At 64.5% G+C, this 24,428-nt stretch carries 26 protein-coding genes; 14 read left to right on the forward strand and 12 right to left on the reverse strand.

Annotation, left to right across the window (positions count from 1 at the left end; all coding sequences use genetic code 11):
• Positions 1–33: 33 nt before the first annotated feature.
• Together FY036_RS11680 and FY036_RS11685 are read right to left on the reverse strand one after the other, a co-directional pair.
• Positions 34–324: an acyl carrier protein gene (locus tag FY036_RS11680; protein ID WP_148914905.1), complete on the reverse strand. Its 291-nt coding sequence runs from the start codon at positions 322–324 to the stop codon at positions 34–36.
• A 105-nt stretch (positions 325–429) separates the two neighbouring features.
• Positions 430–990 (reverse strand): histidine phosphatase family protein, encoded by a 561-nt coding sequence (locus FY036_RS11685; RefSeq protein ID WP_148914968.1) that lies wholly within the window; start codon positions 988–990, stop codon positions 430–432.
• A gap of 139 nt (positions 991–1,129) precedes the next feature.
• On the opposite strand from FY036_RS11685, the gene FY036_RS11690 reads away from it, so the two are divergent.
• From FY036_RS11690 to FY036_RS11700, 3 genes are all read left to right on the forward strand, one after another.
• Complete coding sequence (locus FY036_RS11690) at positions 1,130–2,080, forward strand: AEC family transporter (protein WP_148914906.1); 951 nt, start codon at positions 1,130–1,132, stop codon at positions 2,078–2,080.
• Between the two features lie 91 nt (positions 2,081–2,171).
• Entirely contained in the window at positions 2,172–3,629 is a 1,458-nt protein-coding gene (locus FY036_RS11695) for an NAD-dependent succinate-semialdehyde dehydrogenase (protein WP_148914907.1), read from the forward strand.
• Positions 3,630–3,652: 23 nt separating this feature from the next.
• Entirely contained in the window at positions 3,653–4,675 is a 1,023-nt protein-coding gene (locus FY036_RS11700; RefSeq protein WP_148914908.1) for an aldose epimerase family protein, read from the forward strand.
• Here the strand turns inward: FY036_RS11700 and FY036_RS11705 are convergent, their stop codons facing one another.
• Positions 4,676–5,593, reverse strand: a complete 918-nt coding sequence (locus tag FY036_RS11705) for a sugar kinase (protein ID WP_148914909.1) — start codon at positions 5,591–5,593, stop codon at positions 4,676–4,678. It lies immediately after the preceding gene.
• 128 nt (positions 5,594–5,721) lie between these two features.
• Between FY036_RS11705 and FY036_RS11710 the strand changes: the two genes are divergently transcribed.
• From FY036_RS11710 to FY036_RS24220, 3 genes are read left to right on the forward strand one after another with little or no spacing between them, the layout of a single operon-like run.
• Complete coding sequence (locus FY036_RS11710; protein ID WP_148914910.1) at positions 5,722–6,153, forward strand: FixH family protein; 432 nt, start codon at positions 5,722–5,724, stop codon at positions 6,151–6,153.
• Positions 6,154–6,158: 5 nt separating this feature from the next.
• Complete coding sequence (locus tag FY036_RS11715; RefSeq protein ID WP_148914911.1) at positions 6,159–7,355, forward strand: cytochrome-c peroxidase; 1,197 nt, start codon at positions 6,159–6,161, stop codon at positions 7,353–7,355.
• A 54-nt stretch (positions 7,356–7,409) separates the two neighbouring features.
• Entirely contained in the window at positions 7,410–7,538 is a 129-nt protein-coding gene (locus FY036_RS24220) for a hypothetical protein (protein ID WP_268932170.1), read from the forward strand.
• On the opposite strand, the gene FY036_RS11720 is transcribed toward FY036_RS24220, so the two are convergent.
• Positions 7,535–7,987 carry an Lrp/AsnC family transcriptional regulator gene (locus FY036_RS11720; RefSeq protein WP_148914912.1) on the reverse strand — a complete coding sequence of 151 codons (453 nt, stop codon included), beginning with the start codon at positions 7,985–7,987 and terminating at the stop codon, positions 7,535–7,537. The genes FY036_RS24220 and FY036_RS11720 overlap by 4 nt on opposite strands.
• A gap of 142 nt (positions 7,988–8,129) precedes the next feature.
• Between FY036_RS11720 and putA the strand changes: the two genes are divergently transcribed.
• Complete coding sequence (gene putA / locus FY036_RS11725) at positions 8,130–11,732, forward strand: bifunctional proline dehydrogenase/L-glutamate gamma-semialdehyde dehydrogenase PutA (protein WP_148914913.1); 3,603 nt, start codon at positions 8,130–8,132, stop codon at positions 11,730–11,732.
• 15 nt (positions 11,733–11,747) lie between these two features.
• Here the strand turns inward: putA and FY036_RS11730 are convergent, their stop codons facing one another.
• The 7 genes from FY036_RS11730 to FY036_RS11760 all read right to left on the reverse strand — a co-directional run bounded on the left by FY036_RS11730 (position 11,748) and on the right by FY036_RS11760 (position 17,453).
• A complete protein-coding gene (locus FY036_RS11730) occupies positions 11,748–12,062 on the reverse strand; it encodes an antibiotic biosynthesis monooxygenase family protein (protein WP_148914914.1) in 315 nt (104 codons plus the stop codon).
• A 22-nt stretch (positions 12,063–12,084) separates the two neighbouring features.
• Entirely contained in the window at positions 12,085–12,351 is a 267-nt protein-coding gene (locus FY036_RS11735; RefSeq protein WP_148914915.1) for a hypothetical protein, read from the reverse strand.
• A gap of 11 nt (positions 12,352–12,362) precedes the next feature.
• On the reverse strand, positions 12,363–13,463 hold the full coding sequence (locus FY036_RS11740; protein ID WP_148914916.1) for a cell envelope integrity protein TolA: 1,101 nt from the start codon (positions 13,461–13,463) through the stop codon (positions 12,363–12,365).
• Positions 13,460–13,936, reverse strand: coding sequence for a TonB system transport protein ExbD (gene exbD / locus FY036_RS11745; protein WP_148914917.1), 477 nt, complete (start codon positions 13,934–13,936; stop codon positions 13,460–13,462). Before exbD ends, FY036_RS11740 begins: the two co-directional genes overlap by 4 nt.
• A gap of 14 nt (positions 13,937–13,950) precedes the next feature.
• The gene (gene exbB, locus FY036_RS11750; RefSeq protein ID WP_407941160.1) at positions 13,951–14,733 is read right to left on the reverse strand and encodes a tonB-system energizer ExbB; all 783 of its coding nucleotides are present in this window, start codon (positions 14,731–14,733) and stop codon (positions 13,951–13,953) included.
• 87 nt (positions 14,734–14,820) lie between these two features.
• Positions 14,821–15,276 (reverse strand): hypothetical protein, encoded by a 456-nt coding sequence (locus FY036_RS11755; protein WP_148914919.1) that lies wholly within the window; start codon positions 15,274–15,276, stop codon positions 14,821–14,823.
• A 2-nt stretch (positions 15,277–15,278) separates the two neighbouring features.
• Entirely contained in the window at positions 15,279–17,453 is a 2,175-nt protein-coding gene (locus FY036_RS11760) for a TonB-dependent hemoglobin/transferrin/lactoferrin family receptor (RefSeq protein ID WP_148914920.1), read from the reverse strand.
• Positions 17,454–17,661: 208 nt separating this feature from the next.
• Between FY036_RS11760 and hemP the strand changes: the two genes are divergently transcribed.
• Genes hemP through FY036_RS11785 form a run of 5 tightly spaced genes read left to right on the forward strand, consistent with a single transcriptional unit; the run spans position 17,662 to position 21,764 of the window.
• On the forward strand, positions 17,662–17,877 hold the full coding sequence (gene hemP, locus FY036_RS11765; protein ID WP_235897639.1) for a hemin uptake protein HemP: 216 nt from the start codon (positions 17,662–17,664) through the stop codon (positions 17,875–17,877).
• A gap of 18 nt (positions 17,878–17,895) precedes the next feature.
• On the forward strand, positions 17,896–18,951 hold the full coding sequence (locus FY036_RS11770; RefSeq protein WP_148914921.1) for a hemin-degrading factor: 1,056 nt from the start codon (positions 17,896–17,898) through the stop codon (positions 18,949–18,951).
• 10 nt (positions 18,952–18,961) lie between these two features.
• Entirely contained in the window at positions 18,962–19,846 is an 885-nt protein-coding gene (locus FY036_RS11775) for a heme/hemin ABC transporter substrate-binding protein (RefSeq protein ID WP_148914922.1), read from the forward strand.
• Positions 19,847–19,860: 14 nt separating this feature from the next.
• Complete coding sequence (locus FY036_RS11780; RefSeq protein WP_148914923.1) at positions 19,861–20,958, forward strand: FecCD family ABC transporter permease; 1,098 nt, start codon at positions 19,861–19,863, stop codon at positions 20,956–20,958.
• Positions 20,959–20,972: 14 nt separating this feature from the next.
• Positions 20,973–21,764, forward strand: a complete 792-nt coding sequence (locus tag FY036_RS11785; RefSeq protein WP_148914924.1) for a heme ABC transporter ATP-binding protein — start codon at positions 20,973–20,975, stop codon at positions 21,762–21,764.
• Between the two features lie 4 nt (positions 21,765–21,768).
• Here FY036_RS11785 and rirA read toward each other — a convergent pair whose 3' ends face one another.
• On the reverse strand, positions 21,769–22,230 hold the full coding sequence (gene rirA, locus FY036_RS11790) for an iron-responsive transcriptional regulator RirA (RefSeq protein ID WP_148914925.1): 462 nt from the start codon (positions 22,228–22,230) through the stop codon (positions 21,769–21,771).
• Positions 22,231–22,472: 242 nt separating this feature from the next.
• Here rirA and FY036_RS11795 point away from each other — a divergent pair, with 242 nt between their 5' ends.
• Together FY036_RS11795 and FY036_RS11800 are read left to right on the forward strand one after the other, a co-directional pair.
• Positions 22,473–23,027 (forward strand): GNAT family N-acetyltransferase, encoded by a 555-nt coding sequence (locus tag FY036_RS11795; RefSeq protein ID WP_148914926.1) that lies wholly within the window; start codon positions 22,473–22,475, stop codon positions 23,025–23,027.
• Between the two features lie 70 nt (positions 23,028–23,097).
• Positions 23,098–24,399 (forward strand): DUF445 domain-containing protein, encoded by a 1,302-nt coding sequence (locus FY036_RS11800; protein ID WP_148914927.1) that lies wholly within the window; start codon positions 23,098–23,100, stop codon positions 24,397–24,399.
• The last annotated feature ends 29 nt before the right edge of the window (positions 24,400–24,428 follow it).

Genomic DNA, 24,428 nt, shown 5'->3' on the forward strand with positions numbered 1-24,428 from the left:
ATCCGGCCTACCTGCAGTGCATGCCTTGCGGCGTCAAACGGCGTTCTTCGCCGCGACAAGCGCGTCGATCTTGGCGCAGAGGTTTTCCATGACGAAGTATTCCTCAGCGGAAACCTTGCCGTCATTGACCTCCTGCGTCCACTTTTCGAGCGGCACCTTGATGCCGAACTCCTTGTCGATCGCAAAGACGATGTCGAGGAAATCGAGGCTGTCGATGCCGAGATCGTCGATCGTGTGGCTCTTGGGCGTGATCGTCTCACGATCGATCTCGCTGGTCTCCGCGATGATGTCGGCAACCTTGTCAAATGTCGAAGTCACTGTGATTCCCTCTAAATGCAGGGCGATGTCCGTTCAAAGTATCGCGGCTCTCTAATCGCTTTTTGCAGGCAGGAAAAGAGCCAGCCCCAAAAAGCTGGCCATTGCGTGGCGTCAGTTGAAGACGATGCGGCCTATGGTGTGGATGCCGTTTTCATCAGGGGCCACGATAATCGCCTCGCCTTCGCGAGGGGTTATGCCGACCATGGCGGCAATGTTTTCAGGGTGGGTAACCAGCACGAGGTTACCCCAGCCGGAATAGTCGCGAATCAGCTCCAGCACCGTTTCCTTTGCTTCTGCTGCCGCTTCTTCATCCTGCAAAACGGAATCCAGGGCGTCGAGCGTCTCCACGATACGGTCACCAAAGGCGAGGCGCGCCGTTTCCAAAGCGCGGCAATAGCGACTCGAATAGACCTGCTCCACCGTTTCTGCCCTGGCCGCGAAAAGCGCGCCGATACGCCGCGCCTGCTGGCGGCCTCGATCGGACAGATTGCGCTGCGTCCGGCAGTTCTCGATGTCGAAATTGGCCGGATCGCCGGTTCCGGGCGCGTTGGCATTAACGAGAAACACGATCTGGCCGCCATTGCGCAAAAGCGCCCATCCGGCTTCGGTTGCGCCCGCCTGCGGCACGACAAAGATCAAAAACAGGGCAAGAACGGTTATGAAACGGCGCATCCGGTATCCTTCTTCCTTGATCCATATAGGGACGGGATTGAAAGGCGAAAGGCAAGCGCGGCATTCGCGGCGCCACAATCGGCCCGGATAGCGTGCTGAACGCTTGCCGTTGAGAGGCGATTGCGCTACCCGCCGGGAAATGTCTGCCGTAGCCGAAACCATCGCCTTCGTCTTCGGGCTGGTCGGGCTCGGCTATGCTGCCGGCTGGACCGGCCTCCTTCGCCCGCAGGTGGGGGATGCGCTGACGGACTTCGCGATCGTCGTAGCCGTGCCGGCGCTGCTGTTCCGCACCATGATCGGGATCGACTTTTCGGGCACGGCGCCGTGGGGGCTGTGGGCGGCCTACTTCGCCGGCGTGCCGGTGGTATGGCTGGCGGGCCATCTCGTCGCGACGCGCCGGTTTGGCCGGGATGCGGCCGCCGGCGTCGTGGCGGGCATCGCCGCGTCGTTCTCCAACCTGCTGTTGTTGGGCATTCCCTTCATCATGGGCGTCTACGGGCAAGCAGGTATCGACATCCTGTCGCTGCTGCTGGCCGTTCATCTGCCGACCATGATGGCCGCCTCCATAGTGATGTTCGAGTGGGTGCGACGGAGCGAGGGCAAGGTCACGTCCCCGCTCGACGTTCTGAAGGGCTTCCTGCGAAACCTTTTCACCAATCCGCTCATCATCGGCATCCTGGCCGGGCTGGCATGGCGGCTGAGCGGTATTCCGATGCCGGGCTTGGGAATGCGTTTCGTCGACGCTTTCGCAGGCATCGCCGGGACGGTTGCCCTGTTTGCAATGGGGCTCGGGCTGCGCAAGTTCGGCATTTCGGGCAACGTCAAGCCTGCCATCGCGCTATCTGTGCTGAAGCTGTTGCTGCTGCCCGCCGTGGTCCTGTGTGCCGCCGTGGCGATAGGGCTGCCGCCGCTGGCCGCGAAGGTGATGGTGGTAGCCTCCTCCCTGCCGACCGGGGTGAACCCCTATCTCATCGCTACCCGCTTCGGCACAGGGCAGGTGCTGGCCTCCAACACGATGACCATATCGACTGCGCTGGCTGCGCTGACGATGGGGTTGTGGCTGGGCGTGGCCCAATGGGTTTTCGGCTGACGGGTTGGCTTCTTCCCGATTGCGACTAAGTGTGTCGGTGACGCATATTGCAGCGGCGCGACCGCGCCGGACGGGACAAGGGAGTAGCACCATGTTGCAGAAAACCAGCCATTTCATGCGCGAGGCCAACCTCATCGACGGCGAATGGGTGCAGGCCGATTCCGGCGCTACCATCGATGTGGTGAACCCGGCCACGGGGCTGAAGATCGGCTCTGTGCCGAAGGCGGGGAAGGCCGAGACGCGTCGGGCCATTGAAGCCGCGGACGCGGCGTTCAAGTCGTTTCGCAAGACATCGGCGCTGGAGCGGTCGAAACTGCTGCGCAAGCTGCATGACGCGATCATGGACAATCAGGATGCGCTGGGCGAACTGCTGACGATGGAGCAGGGCAAGTCGCTGGCCGAGGCCAAGGGCGAGGTGGGCGCGTCAGCCGCCTATGTGCTGTGGTTTGCCGAAGAGGCGCGGCGCACCTATGGCGATGTGGTGCCGAGCCCGTGGGCCGACAGGCGCGTGCTGGTGACCAAGGAGCCCGTGGGCGTGATCGCCGCGATCACGCCGTGGAACTTCCCTTCCTCCATGCTGGCCCGCAAGATAGGCCCGGCCATCGCCGCGGGCTGCACCAGCGTCGTCAAGCCTGCTTCGCAGACGCCGTATTCTGGCCTTGCATGGGGCGCGCTTTGCGAGGAGGTCGGGATACCCAAGGGAGTCGTGAACATCGTGACGGGCTCGGCAGGCGAGATCGGCGACGAAATCTGCGCCAACCCGCTGGTCAGGAAGATCACCTTCACCGGGTCGACCGAGGTGGGCAAGATCCTCATCGAAAAGTCGGCGTCGACCGTCAAGAAGGTCTCGATGGAACTTGGCGGAAATGCGCCGTTCCTCGTTTTCGACGATGCCGATCTGGACCGTGCGGTCGAAGGCGCGATGATCGCGAAATATCGCAATTCCGGCCAGACCTGCGTTTGCACAAACCGCTTCTTCGTGCAGGCGGGCATCTACGACAGGTTCGTGGAACGCCTCGCGGAGGCCTCGAAGAAGCTGAAGGTCGGACCCGGTCTCGAAGACGGCACCCAGCAGGGGCCGCTGATCGACGAAAAGGCCGTCGAGAAGGTCGAGGAGTTCGTGGCCGATGCAAAGGCCAAGGGTGGCAAGGTCGTGACCGGCGGCAAGCGCCACGAACTCGGCGGTTCGTTCTTCGAGCCGACGGTGATTTCGGGCGCGACGCCCCAGATGAAGTTCATGAAAGAAGAAATCTTCGGCCCCGTCGCGCCCGTGTTCAGGTTTGAGAGCGAAGAGGAGGCCGTCGCGCTTGCCAACGACACGGAGTTCGGCCTCGCCTGCTATTTCTATACCAGCGATCTGGGGCGCGCCTTCCGCGTCACGGAAGGGCTGAAATACGGTATGGTCGGCGTCAATGAAGGGCTGATAACCACGCCAGAAGCGCCGTTCGGCGGCGTGAAGGAATCGGGTCTGGGCCGCGAGGGCGGACATCAGGGCATTGAGGATTATCTCGATACCAAATATGTCTGCATCGGCGGCCTCGGCCTGTAGCCGAGTGCCTGAGGGGGTACACCGTGACAGCTTCCGAGCCTTTCGGCGCCACCGGGGATGGCGAGGCCGTAGAGCGGCTCTCGATCGCGGGCGGCGGGCTTTCAGCCCGCATCCTGACCTATGGCGCGATCATCCAGGAATTGCGGCTTGGAGGGCATGATGCGCCGCTGACGCTCGGCTTTCCGCGTCTGGACGATTATTTCGATCATTCGCTCTATTTCGGGGCGATCGTCGGCCGTTACGCCAACCGGATCGCCGGCGGAAAATTCGTGCTGGACGGCGAGCGCTTCGAAACAGACGCCAACGATCGCGGCAACACGCTGCATGGCGGTGCGCAGGGGCTAGACAGGCGCGTCTGGCAGGTGACGGCACAGGGTGCGGATTTCGTTACGTTGTCCATCCACGATCCGGCAGGCGCGATGGGATTTCCCGGGGCGCTGGACATATCCTGCACCTACCGGCTGAAGCCGCCGGCGACGCTGGCGGTCGAGATCAAGGCGACGTGCGACCGGCCCACGCTGTGCAATCTGGCGCAGCATTCCTACTTCAATCTCGACGATGGCGGGCGCGGCAGTATCCTCGACCATCGCATGACCGTTGCGGCGGCCGCCTACACGCCGGTGGACGCGCAATGCATCCCAACGGGCGAGGTGCTGCCCGTGCAAGGAACGGCGTTCGATTTCGTGGTGCCGCGAAAGATCCGATACAGGCCCGGCGAGCAGACCGAATACGACCACAATTTCTGCCTGTCTGCGTCGCGCAGGCCGCTCAGCCAGGCGGCCTGGGTGCAGGGTGCGCGCTCGGGCGTCGAAATGGAGGTCTGGACCACCGAGCCGGGGCTGCAGTTTTACACCGGGCAGTTTCCCGACAGGCAGGTGCCTGGATTGGATAGCATCACCTACCGTTCTTTCGCTGGGTTCTGCATGGAACCGCAGGTGTGGCCCGATTCGCCCAACCGGCCCTATTTTCCGCACGCCGTGCTGCGCCCCGGAGAGGAATACAGGCAGGTGAGCGAGTTCCGGTTCCGGCCGCCGAACTACGAGTGATTATGCCTCGAAGGCGGCTTTCAGGGCCGGGAAGGGTGCCAGCGCGCCGCGCACCTGTACCACTGCGGCTGCCACCCGGTGGGCACGCTCGGCAGCCTCGATCGGGTCGTGGCCGAGAAGGCGTGCGGCCAGATAGCCGCCATTGAAAGAATCGCCTGCGCCCGTCGTATCGACCGGATGTGCGACGTGGGTCGCCGGAACGCTTTGCGTCCCGCCCTCGGTGAGGACCAGGGCAGGTTCGGAGCCGTCCTTGACCACGATCTCGCGGACACCCGCGTGCGTGAGCCGTTCAGCGGTCTTCTCCAATGAGGCATCGCCGAAGAGTGCCTGTTCGTCCGGGTAGGTGGGAAGAGCGATGTCGGCCACCGTAAGCGCTGCCTCGATGGCAGTGCGGGCTGCATCCTGCGACGGCCACAGCCGGGGGCGATAATTGGGATCGAAGGCGACGAAGCTGCCGGCTGCGCGCGCCGCCACCACCGCGTCGAACAGCGTTTGCCGGGCCTTGCCTTCCAGAATTGCCACGGTGATTCCGGAAAAGTAGACAAGTGACCGGTTTTCAAGGCTTTTCGCCAGCATGGCCGGGTCGTCGGCCAGTTTGCGCGCGGCGGCATCCGCGCGCCAGTAAGTGAACGATCGCTCCGCCCCATCGAGCGTGATCGCGTAAAGGCCCGGCCGTGCGCCTGCGATGCGCGGGCTCGCCGCCGTGCCGATGCCGTTTTCCGCAAAGAACGAAAGCTGCTGGGCCGAAAAGGCGTCGTCGCCGAACGCGCTAACGTAGTCTGTCGCATCTTGTGAGGCCAGCAGGGCACGCATCGCCCACAGCACGTTGAACGTGTCGCCGGAATGGGCAAGACGCCAATCGGCATCCTCGCCGGTCAGTTCCAGCATGCATTCCCCGATCGATGCGATGGACCTCATTCGCGCTATCCCTCCAGTGGCCGGCACTGTCTAGCGTTCGACGCGACCCCGCGCAACGGCACCGGATTTCAGCTTGACCTTACCGTGAGGGGAAGCCCTAGCTGTCTGCGCGAAACCGGAGACCGACGATGAGGAAATGGCTTCTTGCAGGCGTGGTGCTGGCCGCTTTGGCAGTAGTCGTGGTGGTTGCCGTGCGCATGTTGATGCCGCCGCCGGACGACCTCGACCTGGCGCGCTCCAAGCCCAGCGACGGCGGCACCTATGTCGTTTCGGTCGAGCCGGAGGCCGAACCGGTCGAGCGGGGTGAGCTTCATGCCTGGATCGTGACAGTGGCACTTCCCGACGGGTCGGCCGTGGCAGACGCCGAACTGACCGTGGATGGCGGCATGCCGCAGCATGGCCATGGGCTTCCTACGGCGCCGGCCTCTGCCGGGCATATCGGCGACGGGCGCTATCGCGTGGAGGGGGTGCGTTTCAACATGGGCGGATGGTGGGTGCTGAAATTCGGCATATCGTCGCCAGCAGGAGACGACACCGCCGAGTTCAACCTCGTCCTATGATCGGCATGCGGCCGTTGCCTCTGCTGATCGTCCTGCTGATGGCGCTCGCATTGCAGGCCTGTTCGCGCGAGGATTTCAGTGAGGACGAGAAGGCGCTCATCGGCCAGTTGCGGCTGTCGCAACTCGGTCCGCTGAAGCCCGATCCCAGCAATGCCGTCGCAGACGACCCGCGCGCCGCGGCTTTCGGTGAGGCGCTTTTCTTCGACACCGGATTTTCGGTGGATGGTACGGTTTCCTGTGCGACCTGCCATCTGCCGGAGCGGCAGTTTCAAGACGATCGACCGCTCGCACGGGGCATCGGCACCACCGACCGCCGCACCATGCCGCTGGCGGGCGCGTCGCACGGGCAGTGGTTCTTCTGGGACGGGCGCAAGGACAGCCTCTGGGCGCAGGCGCTTGGACCGATGGAGGATGCGCGCGAGCATGCGGGTAACCGGGTTGCCTTTGCGCATCGCGTGGAGCGGGCCTACCGCGATGAATATGAAGCCGTTTTCGGTCCTCTGCCCGTACTCTCCGGCCTGCCTGACGAAGCTTCTCCGCTCGGGACGGCTGCGCAGCAGGAGGCGTGGGACCGGATAGGGGATGATAGAAAGACGGAAATCGACATCGTCTTTTCCAACCTCGGAAAGGCGCTTGCCGCCTTCCAGCGCACAATCGTGCATGAGGAGACCCGCTTCGACCGCTTCGCGGAAGCCGTGATCGCCGGTCGAAGGCCTGAAGGCGATGCCGAGTTCAATTCGCTCGAGGTCGAGGGCCTCAAGCTGTTCATCGGCAAGGCCAACTGCATCGACTGCCACAACGGACCACGTTTTACCGACGAATTCTTCCACAATACGGGCGTCCCAGCCGTTGCCGGCCTTGCGGGCGATCGGGGGCGTGCACAGGCGGTCGAGCAGGTGCTTGCCGACCCTTTCAACTGCATGGGGCCGTACAGCGACGCCAAGGAAGAAGAATGCGAGGAACTGCGTTTCATGGTGCGCGACAGCCCGGAAATGGAGGGCGCTTTCAAGACGCCGTCGCTGCGCGGGGCCGCAAACCGCCTGCCCTATATGCACGCAGGCCAGATCGCCACGCTGGAAGACGTGATCGACCACTATTCGGCCGCGCCAGCGGCTCCAGGGGGGCAAAGCGAACTGCGGGGGGTGATTTTCACCGATCGCGGGCGTGCGGCCCTAGTGGCTTTGCTAAAGACGCTTGACTGATGGCGCCTGCTCCCCGAACCTCAGCGGCAACGCAGGGGGCTCGGGGAGAACGTCATGCGCTACGTGCTCGTCATCATGGCGATAACGCTATTCATCCTTTGGGAGTCGATCTACAGCGACTGGACCATCACCCGGTCGTTTGCCGGCGAGGTGTCGAGGGTGTGGAACCGGCTGGGCTTCTAGCGATCCTTGACGGTTTCCATCGCCACATAGGTTGAGGTCTGCGCGACGTGCGGCAGTGCCGAGATGCGTTCGCCCAGCACCCTTCGGTAGGCCGCGATATCCTTCGTGCGAACCTTGAGCAGGTAATCGAAGCTCGACGCGATCATGTGGCACTGTTCGATCTCGGGCACGGCGAGAGCGGCCTTGTTGAAGGCCTCCAATGCCGCCGAGCGTGTATCCAGCAGCTTGACCTGAACGAAGGCGACGTGGCCTTCGCCCATGCGCTCGCGGTCGATGATCGCCGCATAACCGCGGATGTAGCCGTCGCGCTCCAACCGCCTGACGCGCGCTTGAACCGGTGTCTTGGAAAGCCCAACCTTCTGACCGAGTTCGGCCATAGACAGCCTGCCGTCGCGCGCCAGCGCGGCAAGGATGTTGCGATCGATGCGGTCCAATTGATCTTCGGTCATGGGTTATGCGCGCCAAAAAACGTGGATGACCGTTAGCAAATAGTTCGTATGGCCTGCCAAGTCGAGATGTTTGGAAAGGCCGCCTGTTTCTGCGCATGATATTCAGACTGATCCGAACAACCTCCATCGCCGACGGTTCGCAATGGCTTCGCAGCAACTCGAAAAACTCCGTTCCGCTATCCGTGCCAACATGCTGCCGGACGAGGGGGATGCGCTTGCACGCCTTGTGGCGCTTGCCGATCTCACAAGCGAGCAGCGCATTGCGATCTCGCAACGGGCGGCCGGGCTGGTGCAAGCGGTGCGGAACGCGTCCAACCCGCAGCTCATGGAGGTTTTCCTCTCCGAATACGGCCTTTCGACTAAGGAGGGCGTGGCGCTGATGTGCCTGGCGGAGGCGCTGCTGCGCGTGCCCGATTCCGAGACGATGGACGACCTGATCCGTGACAAGATCGCGCCGCACGACTGGTCGGCCCATTCCGGCGAGTCGAGCTCCATCTTCGTCAACGCGTCGACATGGGCGCTGATGCTGACCGGCCGTGTGCTCGACGAGGGCGAAGGCGGCATCGAGGGCACGCTGCGCTCCATGGTTCGCAGGCTGGGCGAGCCGGTGATCCGCAAGGCGGTATCGGCCGCGATGCGCGAAATGGGCGAGCAGTTCGTGCTTGGCCGTACGATCGACGAGGCGATCAAGCGCGGGCGCGACTACACGCGCAAGGGCTATTATTATTCGTTCGACATGCTGGGGGAGGCGGCCCGCACGGAGGCCGACGCGCTGCGCTACCATCGCGCCTATGCGGACGCGATATCGTCGCTCAACGCCGGCGCGACAGACGCTGATATCGCCAGGAACCACGGCATATCCGTCAAGCTTTCCGCCCTCCACCCGCGCTATGAGACGGGGCAGAAGGAGACGATGCTTCCGGTATTGGCCAAGCGGCTGTTCTCGCTGGCGCTGGCGGCGCGCCACGCACGCATGGGGCTCAACATCGACGCCGAAGAAGCCGACAGGCTCGACCTGTCGCTCGACGTCATCGAAAAGGTGCTGTCCGAGCCGGAACTGGCGGGATGGGACGGTTTCGGCGTGGTGGTGCAGGCCTACGGTCCGCGCGCGCCCTTCGTCATCGACTGGCTCTATGCACTGGCCAAGCGCCTGGACCGGCGCATCATGGTGCGGCTGGTGAAGGGCGCTTACTGGGACACCGAGATCAAGCGCGCGCAGGTGATGGGGCTTGCCGGCTATCCGGTCTTCACGCGCAAGCCGAACACCGACGTGTCCTACATCGCCTGCGCCAGGAAGCTGCTGGGGATGACCGACCGCATCTACCCGCAGTTCGCGACGCACAACGCGCATACGGTGGCGGCAATTCTCGCCATGGCCAGCGACAGGGAGGCATTCGAGTTCCAGCGCCTCCACGGCATGGGCGAAGCGCTGCACGAGGCCGTGCGCAAGGCTGAGGGCACGCGCTGCCGCATCTATGCGCCGGTGGGGGCGCATTCCGACCTGCTCGCCTATCTGGTACGCCGCCTGCTCGAAAACGGCGCCAACTCGTCGTTCGTTCACCAGATCGTCGACAAGTCGGTGGCGCCGGAGGATATCGCGCACGACCCGTTCGACACGGTCGCCATGCAGGGGCCGGCGTCCAATCCGGCTATTCCGCGCCCCGTCGACATCTTCGGGGTCGAGCGCAGGAACTCGAAGGGCTGGGACATCACCGACCCGGTGACGCTTGCCGACATCGAAAGCCGCAGGAAAGCGTTCGCCGCGCCGCACCGCTGGCAGGCCGGGGACGCCGGCAAGTCGAGGGGTGTCGTCAATCCCGCCCGTCCGCAGGAGATGGTGGGCGAGGTTGTCGAAGCCGGTGCTTCGGCGGTGAAGAAGGCGGTCGAGGCGGCCGTCAAGGCGCAGCCGAAATGGGAAAAGACCGCCGTGTCTACTCGTTCTGCGGCACTTTTGAAGGCCGCCGACCTTTACGAGGACCATGCGGTCGAGTTCTTTTCGCTGTGCGCACGCGAAGCCGGCAAGACGCTCGCGGATGGCGTTGCCGAGGTGCGCGAGGCGGCCGACTTCCTGCGCTACTATGCCGGGCAGGCGGAGGAGGTGGAGCGGCACACGACCGCCAGAGGCGTGATTGCCTGTATCTCGCCGTGGAACTTCCCGCTGGCGATCTTTACCGGCCAGGTGGCGGCGGCACTCGTCACTGGCAATGCGGTTGTCGCCAAGCCGGCGGAACAGACGCCGTTGATCGCCGCGCGCGCGGTGGACCTGCTGCACCAAGCCGGCATACCGGAGGAGGTGCTGCATCTGCTGCCGGGTGACGGTCCTTCCGTGGGCGCTCCGCTGACGGCCGACCCGCGCATCGCCGGCGTCTGCTTTACGGGTTCGACAGAGGTTGCACGCCTGATCGAGCGCCAGCTTGCAAAAACCGCCGAGGCCGAGGCGATGCTGATTGCCGAAACGGGCGGGCTCAACGCGATGATCGTCGATTCGACCGCGCTGCCGGAACAGGCGGTGCGCGACATTGTCGCCTCGGCGTTCCAGAGTGCGGGGCAGCGCTGCTCCGCCCTTCGTGTCCTCTACGTGCAGAAGGACGTCGAGGCGAAGGTTCTGGAGATGCTGAAGGGCGCGATGGAGGCGCTGCGGCTGGGCGATCCGGCGCTTATTTCGACCGATGTGGGACCGGTGATTGACGACGAGGCGCGCGACAACCTGCTGTCCTACTGCGCCGATATGGAAAGTCAGGGCCGGCTGATCGCGAAGCTCGATGCACCGCGCGACGGGCGTTTCGTGGCCCCGCATATCTTCCGCGTTTCGGGCATCCGCGAGATGGAGCGAGAGATATTCGGCCCGGTCCTGCATGTTGCAACGTTCGGGGCGGAAGAGATCGACAAGGTCATTTCGGAAATCAATGCAAAGGGTTACGGCCTGACGTTCGGGTTGCATACGCGCATTGAGGCGCGCGTTCAGCACATAGTGGACGGTATTCACGCAGGCAACATCTACGTCAACCGCAACCAGATCGGCGCGGTCGTCGGGTCGCAGCCTTTCGGCGGCGAGGGCCTTTCGGGCACCGGCCCGAAAGCAGGCGGGCCGCACTATCTGCGCCGCTTCCGTAAGGGCGAAGTGACCTTCATGAAGCCGGCCGTGGGCGACGTGGTTCCGGCGCAAACGCTTGTCGAGCACATGCCCGATGCCGCGCGCGGCGGCTGGGCGACGCGGATCGACCGTATCGCGGTACTGCGCAAGCATCTGCGCGGCAAGGGCGCTGCGGCGATCTCCGCCTCTGCTGCGATCGATTTCGGCCCGGTCGACCTGCCGGGACCGACGGGCGAGGCGAATACGCTGCTGCTGGTGCCACGCGGGCGGGTTCTTTGCCTGGGCCCCGATCCGGACACGGCGTTCGCGCAGGCCATTCAGGCGCTGGCAGGCGGCAATGCGGTGCTGGCCGTGGCGCCGGGCGCTCGCGCCGCACTGTCGCCGCTGACAGGCAAGGGAATGCCCGTGGAGGCCATCGACGGGATCATCGACCCCGCCGATCTCGCCGGCCTCAATGTGGATGTGGTTGCTTGCTCGGCAGACGCCGATACGCTGCGGGCGATCCGGCGGGTTCTGAGCGAGCGCGACGGCCCGATCGTGCGGCTAGTAGCTGCCGTCATCAACCCGACCGCCTATGTGCACGAGCGCGCGGTGTGCGTGGACACGACGGCCGCCGGCGGCAATGCCAGCCTGCTGGCGGCGTCGGAGTAGGCCAGGAGAGGGGGCCTATGCCCCCTCGACCACGGAAAAGCCCTCGAACTGGGGGTGGCCGAGATAGACCGGCTTGTGGTCGCCCGCGTTCCTGTGGGCGTCGCGAAAGTTCTGCGACTTCGTCCACGCCACGAAGTCTTCATGGCTTTCCCAAACCGTGTGGGAGGCGAAGAGCGTATAGCCTTCCGCCTCGTTGACGGGTCCGCGCAGCAGATGGAACTGGCGAAATCCCTTCATCTCGTGGAGCGTGGAATCGCGCCCCTTCCAGATGTTCTCGAAATCCTCTTCCGAGCCGATCTTTACCTTGAAGCGGTTCATGGCGATGTACATGACGTCCTTCCTCTTTTCAGGATCATGAAGCTGACGATTTCTTGCGTGCTACGGCCGGCGCGCGTTGCGCGGCTGCGAACGCGACGACGTTTCCGGGCAGAAACTCCGACGCTTTTGGTGCGGGGGCGGAGCCGGCCTGCGTGAACGAGCCTTCGCGAAACCGATCGATCTCGACGACGTCCTGCGACGCGGCAATGGCTTCGCGCTGTTCGAGCAGTTCACGCAGCTTCGGATGCAGGCCATCGCCGCGCGCGGCGGCAAGACGGTGAAGACTGAGAAAGCCAGACATACAGGTTCCGGTCAGCGGGTGAAGGAAACCGGCAGCTGGAAGTCCCAGCTTGCGCGTCCGGCCTCGGATGGAATGGGAGGGAACGGCGCGGCCCGGCGGATGGCATCGAGCGCGGCCTGATCGAGATTTGCGGAGCCGGAACCACGGCTTATCCGCGCGCTGGTGACGCCGCCAGACTGGCTTACCGTGAAACTTACCAGCACCTCGCCGCGGTCGCGCCCGCGATATCTGACCGCGCGGGTGAGCTTCCTTCTGACCTGTCCGGGGTAGTTCGAGACCGCTGCGTTGCCGGCGGCGCTGTTGCGCTGGTTGCCGGCGGTTTCGTTGGCTGCGCGACCTTGGTTGGAGCCCTGCGACGTGCCCCGGCGTGCATCCGCCTGGTTCTGGCCCTGATTGCCTGCGGCAGGGCGCTGCGCCTGCTGCCGGGGCTGCTCGCGTCGTGGCCGCTCGGTCCTCTGCGGCTCTGCACGGGGCGCAGGCGGCGTATATTCGGGTCGCGGGGTGGGCAGCGGGACGTTGACGATGGCCGCGACCTCTTCTTCCACCGGCTCAACGGTCTCGGGTTCTAGCGGCTGCGCGGCCTCTATATCAACGGCGGTTTCAGGCTCGGTCTCGGTCGGCGGCCGGGCCGCGATCTCCACCTCGGAGGCGGCTTCGGCCAGACGCGGAGAAGGCGAGGGGGCCGTTTCGGAGCGTACAGGCTCCTGCGGTGTGACCTCGACGGGGCGGGCAGGCTCTTCGACAGGCTCGGCCCGCTCGACACGCGGTGTCTCTACTGCCCGTGCGGTCTCGACCGGCGTCGCTGTTTCCGTCTGGGTCGTTTCGGTCAGGACAGGTTGGGCGGCAGGGCTCTCCACCGGCTGGGCTGTCTCGGTCGTCTCACCCGCAGACACCTGGTCTGCGGTCGTGAACCCCAATGCGGCCAGATCCACCTCGATCGCGGGCGAGCCCGCCTCCTGCACCGGGGGCTCCGGCATCTCGCGCAAAACCAGCCAGGCAGCGCCGGCATGGGCCGTCAGCATGAACGCGGCCGCGCCCGCCCAGAGAACCGCCTGAGCGCGCGAGGTGCCGGCAAGCTGCCGCGACCATGCGATGTCGGGTGTTGCGGTCATGGCTGCGCGTCGGTTTCCGTTCCCGTGGTTGCAGGTTCAGTCGCGCCGGCGGGTGCCGCGTCGAGGCCGACGAGCGCGATCTTGGTGTAACCGGCCATGCGCAGCAGGTTCATCACCGTCATAAGGTCGCCATAGGCCACCGCCCTGTCGGCGCGAAGAAAAACGCGCGCGTCCCGGTCGCCACCGGTGGCGCGTTCGAGCGCGGCTGACAGGTCGGCGTGCGTGATCGCGTCGTCACCCACCGATACCGTGAGGTCTTCCTGCACCGTGACGTAGAGCGGCTCGTCCGGCCGCGGTTGGGCGGCGGCATTGGAGGCCGGCAGGTCGACGTTGACATCGACGGTGGCGAGCGGGGCCGCCACCATGAAGATGATGAGCAGCACCAACATCACGTCGATGAACGGGGTGACGTTGATCTCGTGGCTCTCGACGAGATCGTCGCTGTCGGAGCTTGAATTGAGGCTTCCGGCCATGGCGCTGCCTTTCCCTATTCCGCCGCGCGTGCGGGCAGCACCGGGAGGCCGTGCGCCTGCTTGCGGTCGAGGTCGCGGCTGACGAGCCGTTCCACCGCCGCCGAAGCGTCGGCCAGAATCAGGCGGTAGCCTGCGATGGACCGCGCGAACGAGTTGTAGATGACGACCGCGGGAATGGCGGCTACAAGCCCCAGTGCCGTCGCGAGCAACGCTTCGGCGATGCCTGGGGCGACGACGGCGAGGTTGGTGGTCTGCGCCTGCGAAATGCCGATGAACGAGTTCATGATGCCCCACACCGTGCCGAACAGGCCGACAAAGGGGGCGGTCGAGCCGATGGTGGCGAGAACGCCTGTGCCGCGCGTCATGCGCCGCGCAGCCTGCGCCTCGATGCGGCCCAGATGCGAGGCAACGCGTTCCTTGAGACCCTTGCCGGTATCGTGGCTCAACCCCAGCTCGCGCGACAGGGCGGCCTCATGGCCGGCGGCGCGCACCAGCATGACGGCAGGTCCGCCGCCCACGCCTTCCATCGCGCGCCCGGCGTCCTCCAGGCTCTTGGCCGCAACGATCCGCTCCAGCGCGCGATTGACGCGCCGCCGGGCCGCGGCAAGCTCGATCGACTTTGCCAGCCACACGGTCCAAGTGACGAGGGACGCGATTGCGAGGCCGATCATGACCCCCTTCACCACCCAGTCCGCAGCCATGAACATGCCCCATGGCGAGAGATCGTGAGGCAATGTCGATATTTGCGGGGCTTCAATCGCCTGCGCGAAAGCGGATGTAGGCGCTGCCGCGACCAAAAGGCAGACGAGAAGCGCAGCAGTGAGCCGGGCGAGGGAGAGAGAGGAAACGGTCATGGCTAACAATACAACAGCCCGAGGCTGGCCCTAGGTTCCAAACGCGACATCAGCGCGGGTTTCAGTCTTCAGGTCGCGGATACAGGCACGCGCGTCGATGCCGGTTCCGGTGCAGTCGGTTGCGTCGTTGACAAGCACGCGACCGAGATTGGCGCAATCCACGCCGGAGAAGTCGAACTGGCGCACCTTGGTCTTGCCTTGCGGCAAATCCTTGAAATCGACGATGGTCATCCTGCTGACCATGCCGGCCTTGTCGAACAGGACGAGTTCGAACGCGGCGCTGGCCAACTCGCCACCAAGCCCGTTGCTGACAACGAAGGTAAACCGGCATCCCGTCTCGGTCGGCTGCAGGCCGTTGAGCTCGACCGATAGAATGGCGGCGGGGGATGTTTCCCCCGCCTCCTGCGCCGCGGCACCGTGCAGCGGCACCGCGCTTGCCAGCAAGGCCGCGGTCAGAATACGGCCCCAGGCTGCAGCACTTCGCATCGTCACCATCCGATCTGCTTCGACAGGGAAACCTTGAACGTACGGCCCTTGGCGGCGTCGTTCTCCAGGAATTCCTTGTACTGGCGGTTGAAGATATTATCGACGCCAAAGTTGGCCTGCCAGCCGGCAAGCTGGCCCTCCTCCGGCGTCCAGCTTACGAAGACGTCGTGAACGTCGAAAGCCTTGGCGTAGCGCGTGGAGGTGCCGATGGGCGTATCCGAACGGCGCGTCCTGTCCTGCGGGTCGGCGACGATGCGCGCGGTCCAGCCAAAGCGCAGGCCGTAATCCGGGAGCTTGCCGCCCAGCGTCAGGGCGAGTTCGTGCGGCGCAATCGTCTGGAGATAGTCGCCCGTCGCACGGTCCTTGCCGACGACGTAGGAGTATGCCGCGTTGGCGAAGACGTAGTCGCTGTCGTAGGCGCTCTCCAGCTCGAAGCCATACAGTTCGGCCCGGTTGATGTTGCGGAAGCCGGGACGATTGTTGAAGCCGGGCGTGAAGGGCGAGTCCAGCGCGATCAGGTCGGTCACGTCGTTGTAGAAGGCAGTTGCCTTGAACTGCACCGCATCGCCGGGCTGGGCGAGGTCGTATCCCGACAGGGCGAAACCGACCTCGAAGTTGTTCGACTTCTCCTTGCGCAGGTCCAGGCTGGGCAGGAACGTCGAGCTGGAACTGGCGGTCGAGAACACCTCGTCGATGGTCGGGAAGCGCTCGGTATGCGCGATCGAGCCAAACAGCGCCAGCGTGTCGTTGACGCGGTAGTGGGCGGCAATCTTCGGCGAAATGGCAGTGTCGTCGGTTGTCGCTGCGGTGAGCCCGGTGAACGGATCGATCACGTTGGCGTCGGGCGACAGGCGACGCCAGTCCAGACGAACGCCCGGAATGAGGGTCAGGCGCTCGTCCCAGATGAATTCGTTCTGGGCGAACACGCCTGTCCGCAGGTCCGTGCCTTCCGGATGGAACGTCACGGGGAAGGGCACGCCGGTGTTGAAATAGGAGTCGGCCACGCGGGTCTGGTAGGCGCTCTGGCTGCCGAAGGTGAAGAAGTTCTCCCAGTTGTCGCCGCGCCATTCCATCGTGTTCTGCGCGTTCAGCTGCCACGTCTGGTAGGCATAGTCGGAATCGCAGACGATCGCGAAGGAGCCGGGGCTACAGGCGGGGCGCAGATCGGCGTTGCGCTGCTTGTTGGAGGTGTCGGAGTAGGACAGGGAGACCCTCACGTCTGCCATGTCGTTGTCGGAGAACGGATTTTCGTAGGCGACGATACCGGTCCGGTCGATCACATGGCGGTCAACGAGGCCGAAGAAGGTCGCCGTGCTGGTCTGGGAAAGCTGCTGGCGGTCGAGATCGGAATCCCAGTGCTGGTAGGAAACGCGCAGCTTGCCTTCGTCGCCCACGTTGAAAGTGGCCTTCGCAAGGCCGGACCATGCCCGGAAGTTGCTGCCGATCAGCTCCGTGCCGTCGCCCGTCTTGTAGGTATCGGCAAAGCGGTAGTTGCCCGCCAGCAGGAATTCCGCGTCGTCGCCGAAACGCTGTGCGAGCACGGAGGAGAACAGCCAGCCGTTGCCGTTCGAATCCCAGCCCGACTTGAGGCGCAGCGCGCCCGTATCGCCGTCGGCGATGAAGTCCGACGCATCCTTGGTCTCGAAGTTGATGACGCCGCCGAGGGCGCCCGAACCGTAGAGCGTGGATGAGGCGGGACCGCGAAGCACCTCTACGCGGCGGTAGAGCTCAGGGTCGGAGAAGAACGAGCCCATGCGGTACTGCTCGTAGAATTTGTTCACGCCGTCGACGTTGACGATGATGCGGCCGCCGTCGCCGCTGTTTTCCGGCGCGCCGATGCCGCGGATGTTGAAGCTCTGTCCCAGCAGGCGATCCGAACCGGTGACGTTCACACCCGGCGTTCCGCGCAGCACGTCGCCGATCGTGTCGGGCTGCCTCTGGTCGATTTCTTCCTGCTCGATCACGCTGACCGCCTGCGGCGTGTCGATCGCAACCTTTTCCTGGCCCGCGCCGACAACAAGACGCTGCAAAAGCGTGACACGGTCCCTGCGTTCAGCCTGGTTCGTCACCGCATCGCCGGGAGCCGCGTCCTGCGCAGCTGCCGAAACTATCCCCACCACCATGGCCATCGCCGCTCCGCCAAGCAGAACAGTCGTCTTGCGTGCCACCAGCCCCATTCTCCGTACTCCTGATTCTCGAGGTCATGCTGGCTGGCGTCGCGCTTGCTCGCATCGTGTTCCCGGGCAGAAGCGTCAAATAACTTGACCTTCAAACTCCGGTATTGCACTCCCTATTAAACCTGATAATTAGTGTCAAGAAATCAATCGCGCTTTTGCGACACCCCAGCCAGCATCCGCGAGCCCGGACAATGAAAGGAACGGTATCGTGAACAGCTACACTCCCTTCAATCATCCCTCCTTCCGCAGATCTTCCGTCACCGATGGCCGGTCCAAAGCCGTGCAGCAGCCGTTCGACCGCGTCGTGCGCGTCGTGACGAGCGAGTCGCTCTTCCGCGGTACGCACGAGATCGGCATCGAGCACGAAGGCTCGATGTACCGCCTCAAGATCACGCGGCAGGGGAAGCTCATCCTCAACAAGTAAATGACATCAGGTGACACAATGAGTGCTGAAGCCAAACCCGCGCCGGAGGCGATCCGCCACGCACGTGCCGACAATCCGAAGATGCGCGAGCGCGATCTGGCCAGCCAGCTGGGCGTTTCCGAGGCCGATCTCGTAGCCGCCCATGTGGGCGAGGGGGTGCGCCGCATCGAGCCGCGCGTGAACGATCTGCTTCTCGGGCTGGAAGCGGTAGGCGAGGCGATGGCGCTCACGCGCAACGACAGCGCGGTGCATGAGAAGATCGGCATCTACGACAAGGTGCATACCGGGGATCGTGGGGCGATGGTGCTGGGCGCCGATATCGACCTACGCATCTTTCCAGGTGCCTGGGCGTACGGCTTTGCGGTCGAGAAACGCGACGGCGACGAAGTGCGTCACAGCCTGCAGTTCTTCGATCAGGCGGGGGACGCGGTGCACAAGGTTCACCTTCGGCCGAAGTCGAACCTAGACGCCTACCAGAAGCTCGTCGCCGAACTGCTCTCGCCGGAACAGTCCCAGGTCGTGGATGTCAAACCCATCGCCAGATCGACATTCGACGAAACCGAGTCGGGAAGCGCCGACGAGCTGCGCGAGCGCTGGAGCACCATGACCGACGTGCACCAATTCTTCGGCATGCTGCGGGCGCTGAAGCTGAACCGCAAGCAGGCAGTCGGCATGGTCGGCGAGGACTATGCGTGGCGGCTGGACGGCGAGGCGCTGACTGCCATGTTCCATCATGCGGCGAACGAGCAAATCCCCATCATGTGCTTCGTGGGCAACCACGGCTGCATCCAGATCCACTCGGGCCCGGTGACGACGATCAAGCCTATGGGGCCGTGGATCAACGTTCTGGACGAGACGTTCCACCTGCACCTGCGGCTCGACCACGTGCGCGAGGTGTGGGCGGTGCGCAAGCCGACCAAGGATGGCCACGTCACCTCGCTGGAGGCCTACGGAGCCGACAACGAACTGATTATCCAGTTCTTCGGCAAGCGCCACGAAGGCGAGGGCGAGCGTGCGGACTGGCGCATGATCGCCGAGAACCTGCCGCGCGTATCGCAGCAGACCGCCGCCTGAGGAGACGACCATGCAAATCCGACTTTTCCTGCGCGCGGCGGCGTTCGGTGTCGCCGCGCTTGTCGCATTCCCGTTCGCCGGCGCCATGGCGCAGGACGGCCAGTATGATTCGTCCCGCGTCGTCGCCATCGGCGGCTCGGTCACGGAAATCATCTATGCGCTTGGCGAAGAAGCGCGGCTGATCGCCCGCGATTCGACGAGCACCTTCCCTGAGCAGGCGCTAGAGCTTCCCGACGTAGGCTACATGCGCGCGCTTTCGCCGGAGGGCGTGTTGTCGGTCGATCCAAGCCTGATTATCGCACTCGAAGGTAGTGGCCCGCCTGAAGCGCTCGAAGTGCTCGAGAAGGCCAGCGTGCCGATGGTGACCGTGCCCGACAGGTTCGACGCCGAGGGTATTCTGGAGAAGATACGGATCGTCGGCGATGTGCTCGATGTCGAGGACAAGGCCGAGACGCTGGCTTCGCAGACCGACGCCGACCTGAAGGCCGCACAGGCTGCGACGGCAGACATAACCGAGCGCAAGACGGTGCTGTTCGTGCTGTCGCTGCAAGGCGGGCGCGTGCTGGCGTCGGGCACCAATACGGCTGCCGACGGCATCATCGCTATCGCGGGCGGCCTCAACGCCGTCACCGATTACGAGGGCTACAAGCAGCTTACCGACGAGGCGATCATCGAGGCAGCGCCCGATGTGATCCTCGCGATGGATCGCGGCGGAGACCACGAGACGCAGGTGGACGAGTTGCTGCGGCACCCCGCCATCGCCGCCACACCCGCCGCCCAGAGCAAAAGCGTTGTGCGGATGGACGGCGCGTTCCTGCTGGGCTTCGGCCCAAGGACGGCGGCGGCGGCGCGCGAGCTTTCGTCCGCGCTCTACGGCGACGCCGTGGCCGACTGAGGGCCGGCATGCAGATGTTGCAGAGAATCCGGGGCGTGGGCTTCCCGTCGGAGACCGTCGAAGGAGATCGGTCGGCCCGTGCCAGGGCGACGATCGGCGTGCTCGCGCTGTCGCTGGTCGTGGTCTCGCTGTTCAGCCTGACCTCGGGCGCTTCGGACGCCTCTGCGTGGGATGTGGTGTTCGGCTGGATGGTGGCGGGCGAGGCGGCGGATGCTGCGCTTTCGGCGCGCGACCGGATCATCGTCTATGACATAAGACTGCCTCGCGTCGTGCTGGGCATTTTGATCGGCGCCGCATTGGCCGTCTCAGGCGCTGTGATGCAGGGGCTGTTCCGCAATCCGTTGGCGGACCCCGGCCTCGTGGGCGTGTCCTCCGGCGCTGGGCTCGGGGCCATCACGGTCATCGTGCTCGGCTCGACGGTGCTGGGGCCGGTCGTGGCGCTGTTCGGCATCTACGCGTTGCCGCTTGCGGCATTCGCGGGCGGTCTGGCAACCACGTTGATCCTCTATCGCGTCGCGACCAGACGCGGGCAGACCTCCATAGCCACCATGCTGCTGGCGGGCATTGCGCTGGGGGCGATGGCCGGCGCGTTCTCCGGCGTGCTCGTCTATCTCGCCGATGACAGGCAATTGCGCGACCTGACGTTCTGGGGGCTTGGATCACTGGCCGGGGCGACGTGGACGAAGATCACGGCTGCCGGGCCAATCATTCTGCTCGCGCTGATCGCTGCGCCGTTCATGGCGCGCTCGCTCAACGCGATGGCGCTGGGCGAGGCAACAGCGCATCATCTCGGCATTCCGGTGCAGCGGTTCAAGAACGTCGCCATCGTCGGGGTGGCCGCAGCAACCGGGGCGTCGGTTGCCGTGTCGGGCGGTATCGGTTTCGTCGGCATCGTCGTCCCGCATTTGCTACGCCTGCTGATCGGCCCGGATCATCGATACCTGCTGCCGGCGTCCGCGCTTCTGGGCGCATCGCTGCTGCTGCTTGCCGATGCGGTCAGCCGCACCATCGTCGCGCCGGCGGAACTGCCTATCGGCATCGTGACCGCCGCGGTGGGTGCGCCGTTCTTCCTTTGGATATTGCTGCGCAAACGCGGCATTCTGGATTTGTAAGCGAGGGGACTGCGATGATCGAGGCACGCGACGTTTCGGTTTCCTTCGGCCACAAGCCAATTCTTCACGGCGTGGAGTTTGTGGCGCGTCCGGGTGAGGTGACGGCCATCGTCGGCCCCAACGGGTCCGGCAAGACGACCTTCCTGAAAGCGCTCTCCGGCGACCTGAAATCGGAAGGCACCATCCGGCTCAATGGGCGCGACCTGCGCGACATGAAGCCGTGGCAGGCGGCCGGTCTGCGAGCAGTGCTGCCGCAGGCGACGACGCTGTCATTCCCGTTCACGGTGCGCGAGATCGTGCGGCTGGGCATCGTCAACGGCCGGTCCGGCGCGCTTGCGGGCGAAGACGAGCGGCTGCCGGAACGTGCCTTGGCGCGTGTGGACCTCGAGGGGTTCGCGGGCCGCTTCTATCAGGAGCTGTCGGGAGGCGAGCAGCAGCGCGTGCAGCTTGCGCGCGTGTTGTGCCAGGTCTGGGCCCCGGTGCTGGAAGGCGAGCCGCGCTGGCTGTTCCTGGACGAACCGGTGTCGAGCCTGGACATCAAGCATCAGCTCGTCATCATGAAGATCGCACGCGACTTCGCTGCGCGCGGCGGCGGTGTGGTCGCTATTCTGCACGATCTGAACCTGACATCGATGTTCGCCGACCATGTGACGGTGATGAATCGGGGCAGGGTGGCGGCATCGGGCTCGCCGTCGGACGTCTTCACAGACGACCTCATCTACCGAGTCTTCGAATGCAGACTGAAGGTGGGAGCGCTGCCTGAGGGCAACGCGCCGTTCGTCCTTCCCCAATCCGCGGTGCTGTAACGCGTCAGGCGTTGGCGGCCAGCCGCGGCAGGTCGTCGATGCCGAGCCGGTCTCGCAGCGAGAAGCGCGCGCTGGCGAGATCCTCGATCGTGTAGCTGGAAAGAACGTCGAAGAACGCGCCTAGCGCCTTGCGCAGGGCCTCGTTCAGCGCGCACGAATCGACGAGCGGGCACTCGGCCGAATCGCTTTCGAAGCATTCGGCCATGGCGAAGTTGTCCTCCGTCACGCGCACGACATCGAACAGGGTGATCGCGGAAGCGGCCCTTCCGAGCCGCACGCCGCCGTTGCGGCCGCGCACCGTCTCGACCAGCTTGTTTTCCACGAGCGGCTGGAGAATCTTGAACAGGAACAGTTCGGATACCGAATAGGCCGCCGCGATCTCGGGGATGCGGCTGAGCCGGCCTTCATTGGCGGCGCAGTACATCAGGATGCGGATGGCGTAGTTCGTCTGGCGAGTGAGCCGCATGAGACTGCCTTTCACGGGCGCGAAGCATATGTCTGGATATGGTATATAGCTTAGAACCATTCCAGGGTGCAATCGATTAATCTGGAGTCGTTTTTTCAAGTTAAATGAGGCGGGGGCATGGCTGCGCGCATGGAAGCAATGCGCATTGCGCATCGCCGCTCGCTTGCAAATCATGTTGCATTGCACAATATATGCGTGTGTCGAGTTGCGACGACTCGGGGAGGACCCACGAGGACCGCGACATGCAACAGCCCATAACCCGCGCCGTCGCCCCGCTGACCGGGGTGGTCAGGCTTCTCCGGCATTCCGAACTCCCGCAGTTCCGGGCGCATCTGCTGCGTCTGGACAAGGCCAGCCGCCGGGATCGCTTCAACGGCCCGGCCAACGACGCCTTCGTTGCCGCTTACGCAGAGCGCTGCTTTCATGACGGCACCATCGTCATCGGCTATGTCGAGGATGGGGAGGTGCTGGGGGCAGCCGAACTGCATGAGCGCCCGCAGGACCGCGAACCGACCGGCGAGATCGCCTTCAGCGTCGAGAAGCGGCTGCAGCACCGCGGACTGGGCGGCCTGCTGTTTGCCCGGTTGATCGAGAGTGCCCGCGCCTTTGGCTACGAGCGGCTGCTCGTCACCACCCATCCCCAGAATGAGGCGATGAAGCGGCTGGCGAGGCGGTTCAACGCCACGCTGCGGTTTGCGGATGGAGAGACGCTTGGCACGATCGATATCGAGCCCGTCGCAGCCCTTCCGGCCCGCCCGGGCATCGGCGATTTCGGCAACCTGGCAGGCGCCTACTGAGCGCTTTTGCGTGACTAAACCGGCTGCGGCCCCCACATTGCTCGTGAACGAAGCGATGCGAGGACATGCAATGAGCGCGGCCCCTTCCGAAATGCTGGCGCGGGGCGCACAGCTTGAGACAGAAGACAGGGCGAAGCTTGTCGCACTGCGCCGTACCAAGGCGATAGCTACCGGTGCGCTGGTGGTTTGTGTTGCGGTGTTTCTGGGCGCACGCGCGCTTCAGGACAGCTATCCGGCACTTGCCTACGTGGCTGCATTCGCCGAAGCCGCGGCCATCGGCGGTCTGGCGGACTGGTATGCAGTCGTCGCCCTCTTTCGGCGTCCTTTAGGCCTCCCCATTCCCCACACGGCGATCATCCCCGCCAATAAGGACCGCATCGCCGACAATCTCGGCCGCTTTATCGAGGTCAATTTCCTGGCGGCCGGCCCCGTTCGCGAAAAGCTCAGGGAAGTCGATTTCGCACTTCTGGTTGCCGACTGGCTTTCGGACCGCGGGCGCTCATCGGGCCTTTCGCGTTTCGTTGCCCGCCTCGCGCCGCAGGCTCTGAAAGCGATGGAAGGTTCCGGCCTGCGCGAGTTCGTCTCGAAGCGCATCACGGAGCAGATCGAGAAGGTGCAGGTGGCGCCGTTTGCCGCCGATATGCTCTCGGCGTTCACGGCGGACCGTCGCCACCAGCAGCTCTTCGACGAATTGTTGCGGGTCTTCGGCGGATTGCTCAACGACGAGGAAGCGCTGGCGTCCATCCGCGACAAGATCAGGCAGGAACTGCCCAGCGTCGCAAACCTGTTTCGTGCCGACGCCTATCTCCTCAAGAAGATCGTCGCTTCGGCCGGCTCGCTGATCGAAGAGGCGGAAGCCGATCCCGATCATGCGATCCGGCGTGAGTTCGATCGCTTCGTCGAAGGCTTCATCCAGCAGCTTCGTACCTCGCCCGACTATGCCGAGCGCGCCGAAAAGCTGAAGCGCGACCTGCTGGCGCGCCCGGAACTGAAGGGGTTGGCGACGGACTTTCTGGTCAGCCTTCGCACCTTCGTCGAGCAGGATCTGCAATCCGACGATTCGCTGGTTCGCAGGCACCTCTCTGACATGTTCGTTCAGGTGGGCCATCAGCTTGCCGCTGATCCCAAGATCCGAGCCGACATGAACCAGGGCTTCGTGGTTGCGCTGTCGTCGTTCGTGGAGAGCCAGAAGAGTGGCGTTTCGACCTTCATCGCCGATCAGGTGCGGCGTTGGGACATCGTGCAGCTGACGCGCCTTGTCGAGCTGAATATCGGCCGCGACCTGCAATATATCCGTTTCAACGGCATGCTGATCGGAGGCATCGCCGGGCTCGTGCTGCACATCGGCGAGCGGCTGATCTTCCACAATTGAAGCCATGGCCGCATCTTCCTAAGGTTGCG

The sequence above is a fragment of the Neoaquamicrobium microcysteis genome (assembly GCF_008180155.1).
Classification (GTDB): Bacteria; Pseudomonadota; Alphaproteobacteria; order Rhizobiales; family Rhizobiaceae; genus Aerobium; species Aerobium microcysteis.

Coding starts and splice junctions, on each gene's coding strand:
- FY036_RS11755 (WP_148914919.1), bottom strand. CDS start 15,276: ATGCGAAGTGCTGCAGCCTGGGGCCGTATTCTGACCGCGGCCTTGCTG.
- FY036_RS11705 (WP_148914909.1), bottom strand. CDS start 5,593: ATGAGGTCCATCGCATCGATCGGGGAATGCATGCTGGAACTGACCGGC.
- FY036_RS11730 (WP_148914914.1), bottom strand. CDS start 12,062: ATGTACATCGCCATGAACCGCTTCAAGGTAAAGATCGGCTCGGAAGAG.
- FY036_RS11685 (WP_148914968.1), bottom strand. CDS start 990: ATGCGCCGTTTCATAACCGTTCTTGCCCTGTTTTTGATCTTTGTCGTG.
- putA (WP_148914913.1), top strand. CDS start 8,130: ATGGCTTCGCAGCAACTCGAAAAACTCCGTTCCGCTATCCGTGCCAAC.
- FY036_RS11795 (WP_148914926.1), top strand. CDS start 22,473: ATGCAACAGCCCATAACCCGCGCCGTCGCCCCGCTGACCGGGGTGGTC.
- FY036_RS11800 (WP_148914927.1), top strand. CDS start 23,098: ATGAGCGCGGCCCCTTCCGAAATGCTGGCGCGGGGCGCACAGCTTGAG.
- FY036_RS11690 (WP_148914906.1), top strand. CDS start 1,130: ATGTCTGCCGTAGCCGAAACCATCGCCTTCGTCTTCGGGCTGGTCGGG.
- rirA (WP_148914925.1), bottom strand. CDS start 22,230: ATGCGGCTCACTCGCCAGACGAACTACGCCATCCGCATCCTGATGTAC.
- FY036_RS11715 (WP_148914911.1), top strand. CDS start 6,159: ATGCGGCCGTTGCCTCTGCTGATCGTCCTGCTGATGGCGCTCGCATTG.
- FY036_RS11695 (WP_148914907.1), top strand. CDS start 2,172: ATGTTGCAGAAAACCAGCCATTTCATGCGCGAGGCCAACCTCATCGAC.
- FY036_RS11710 (WP_148914910.1), top strand. CDS start 5,722: ATGAGGAAATGGCTTCTTGCAGGCGTGGTGCTGGCCGCTTTGGCAGTA.
- FY036_RS11760 (WP_148914920.1), bottom strand. CDS start 17,453: ATGGGGCTGGTGGCACGCAAGACGACTGTTCTGCTTGGCGGAGCGGCG.
- FY036_RS11720 (WP_148914912.1), bottom strand. CDS start 7,987: ATGACCGAAGATCAATTGGACCGCATCGATCGCAACATCCTTGCCGCG.
- FY036_RS11785 (WP_148914924.1), top strand. CDS start 20,973: ATGATCGAGGCACGCGACGTTTCGGTTTCCTTCGGCCACAAGCCAATT.
- FY036_RS11775 (WP_148914922.1), top strand. CDS start 18,962: ATGCAAATCCGACTTTTCCTGCGCGCGGCGGCGTTCGGTGTCGCCGCG.
- FY036_RS11740 (WP_148914916.1), bottom strand. CDS start 13,463: ATGACCGCAACACCCGACATCGCATGGTCGCGGCAGCTTGCCGGCACC.
- FY036_RS11735 (WP_148914915.1), bottom strand. CDS start 12,351: ATGTCTGGCTTTCTCAGTCTTCACCGTCTTGCCGCCGCGCGCGGCGAT.
- FY036_RS11770 (WP_148914921.1), top strand. CDS start 17,896: ATGAGTGCTGAAGCCAAACCCGCGCCGGAGGCGATCCGCCACGCACGT.
- FY036_RS24220 (WP_268932170.1), top strand. CDS start 7,410: ATGCGCTACGTGCTCGTCATCATGGCGATAACGCTATTCATCCTTTGG.
- FY036_RS11780 (WP_148914923.1), top strand. CDS start 19,861: ATGTTGCAGAGAATCCGGGGCGTGGGCTTCCCGTCGGAGACCGTCGAA.
- exbD (WP_148914917.1), bottom strand. CDS start 13,936: ATGGCCGGAAGCCTCAATTCAAGCTCCGACAGCGACGATCTCGTCGAG.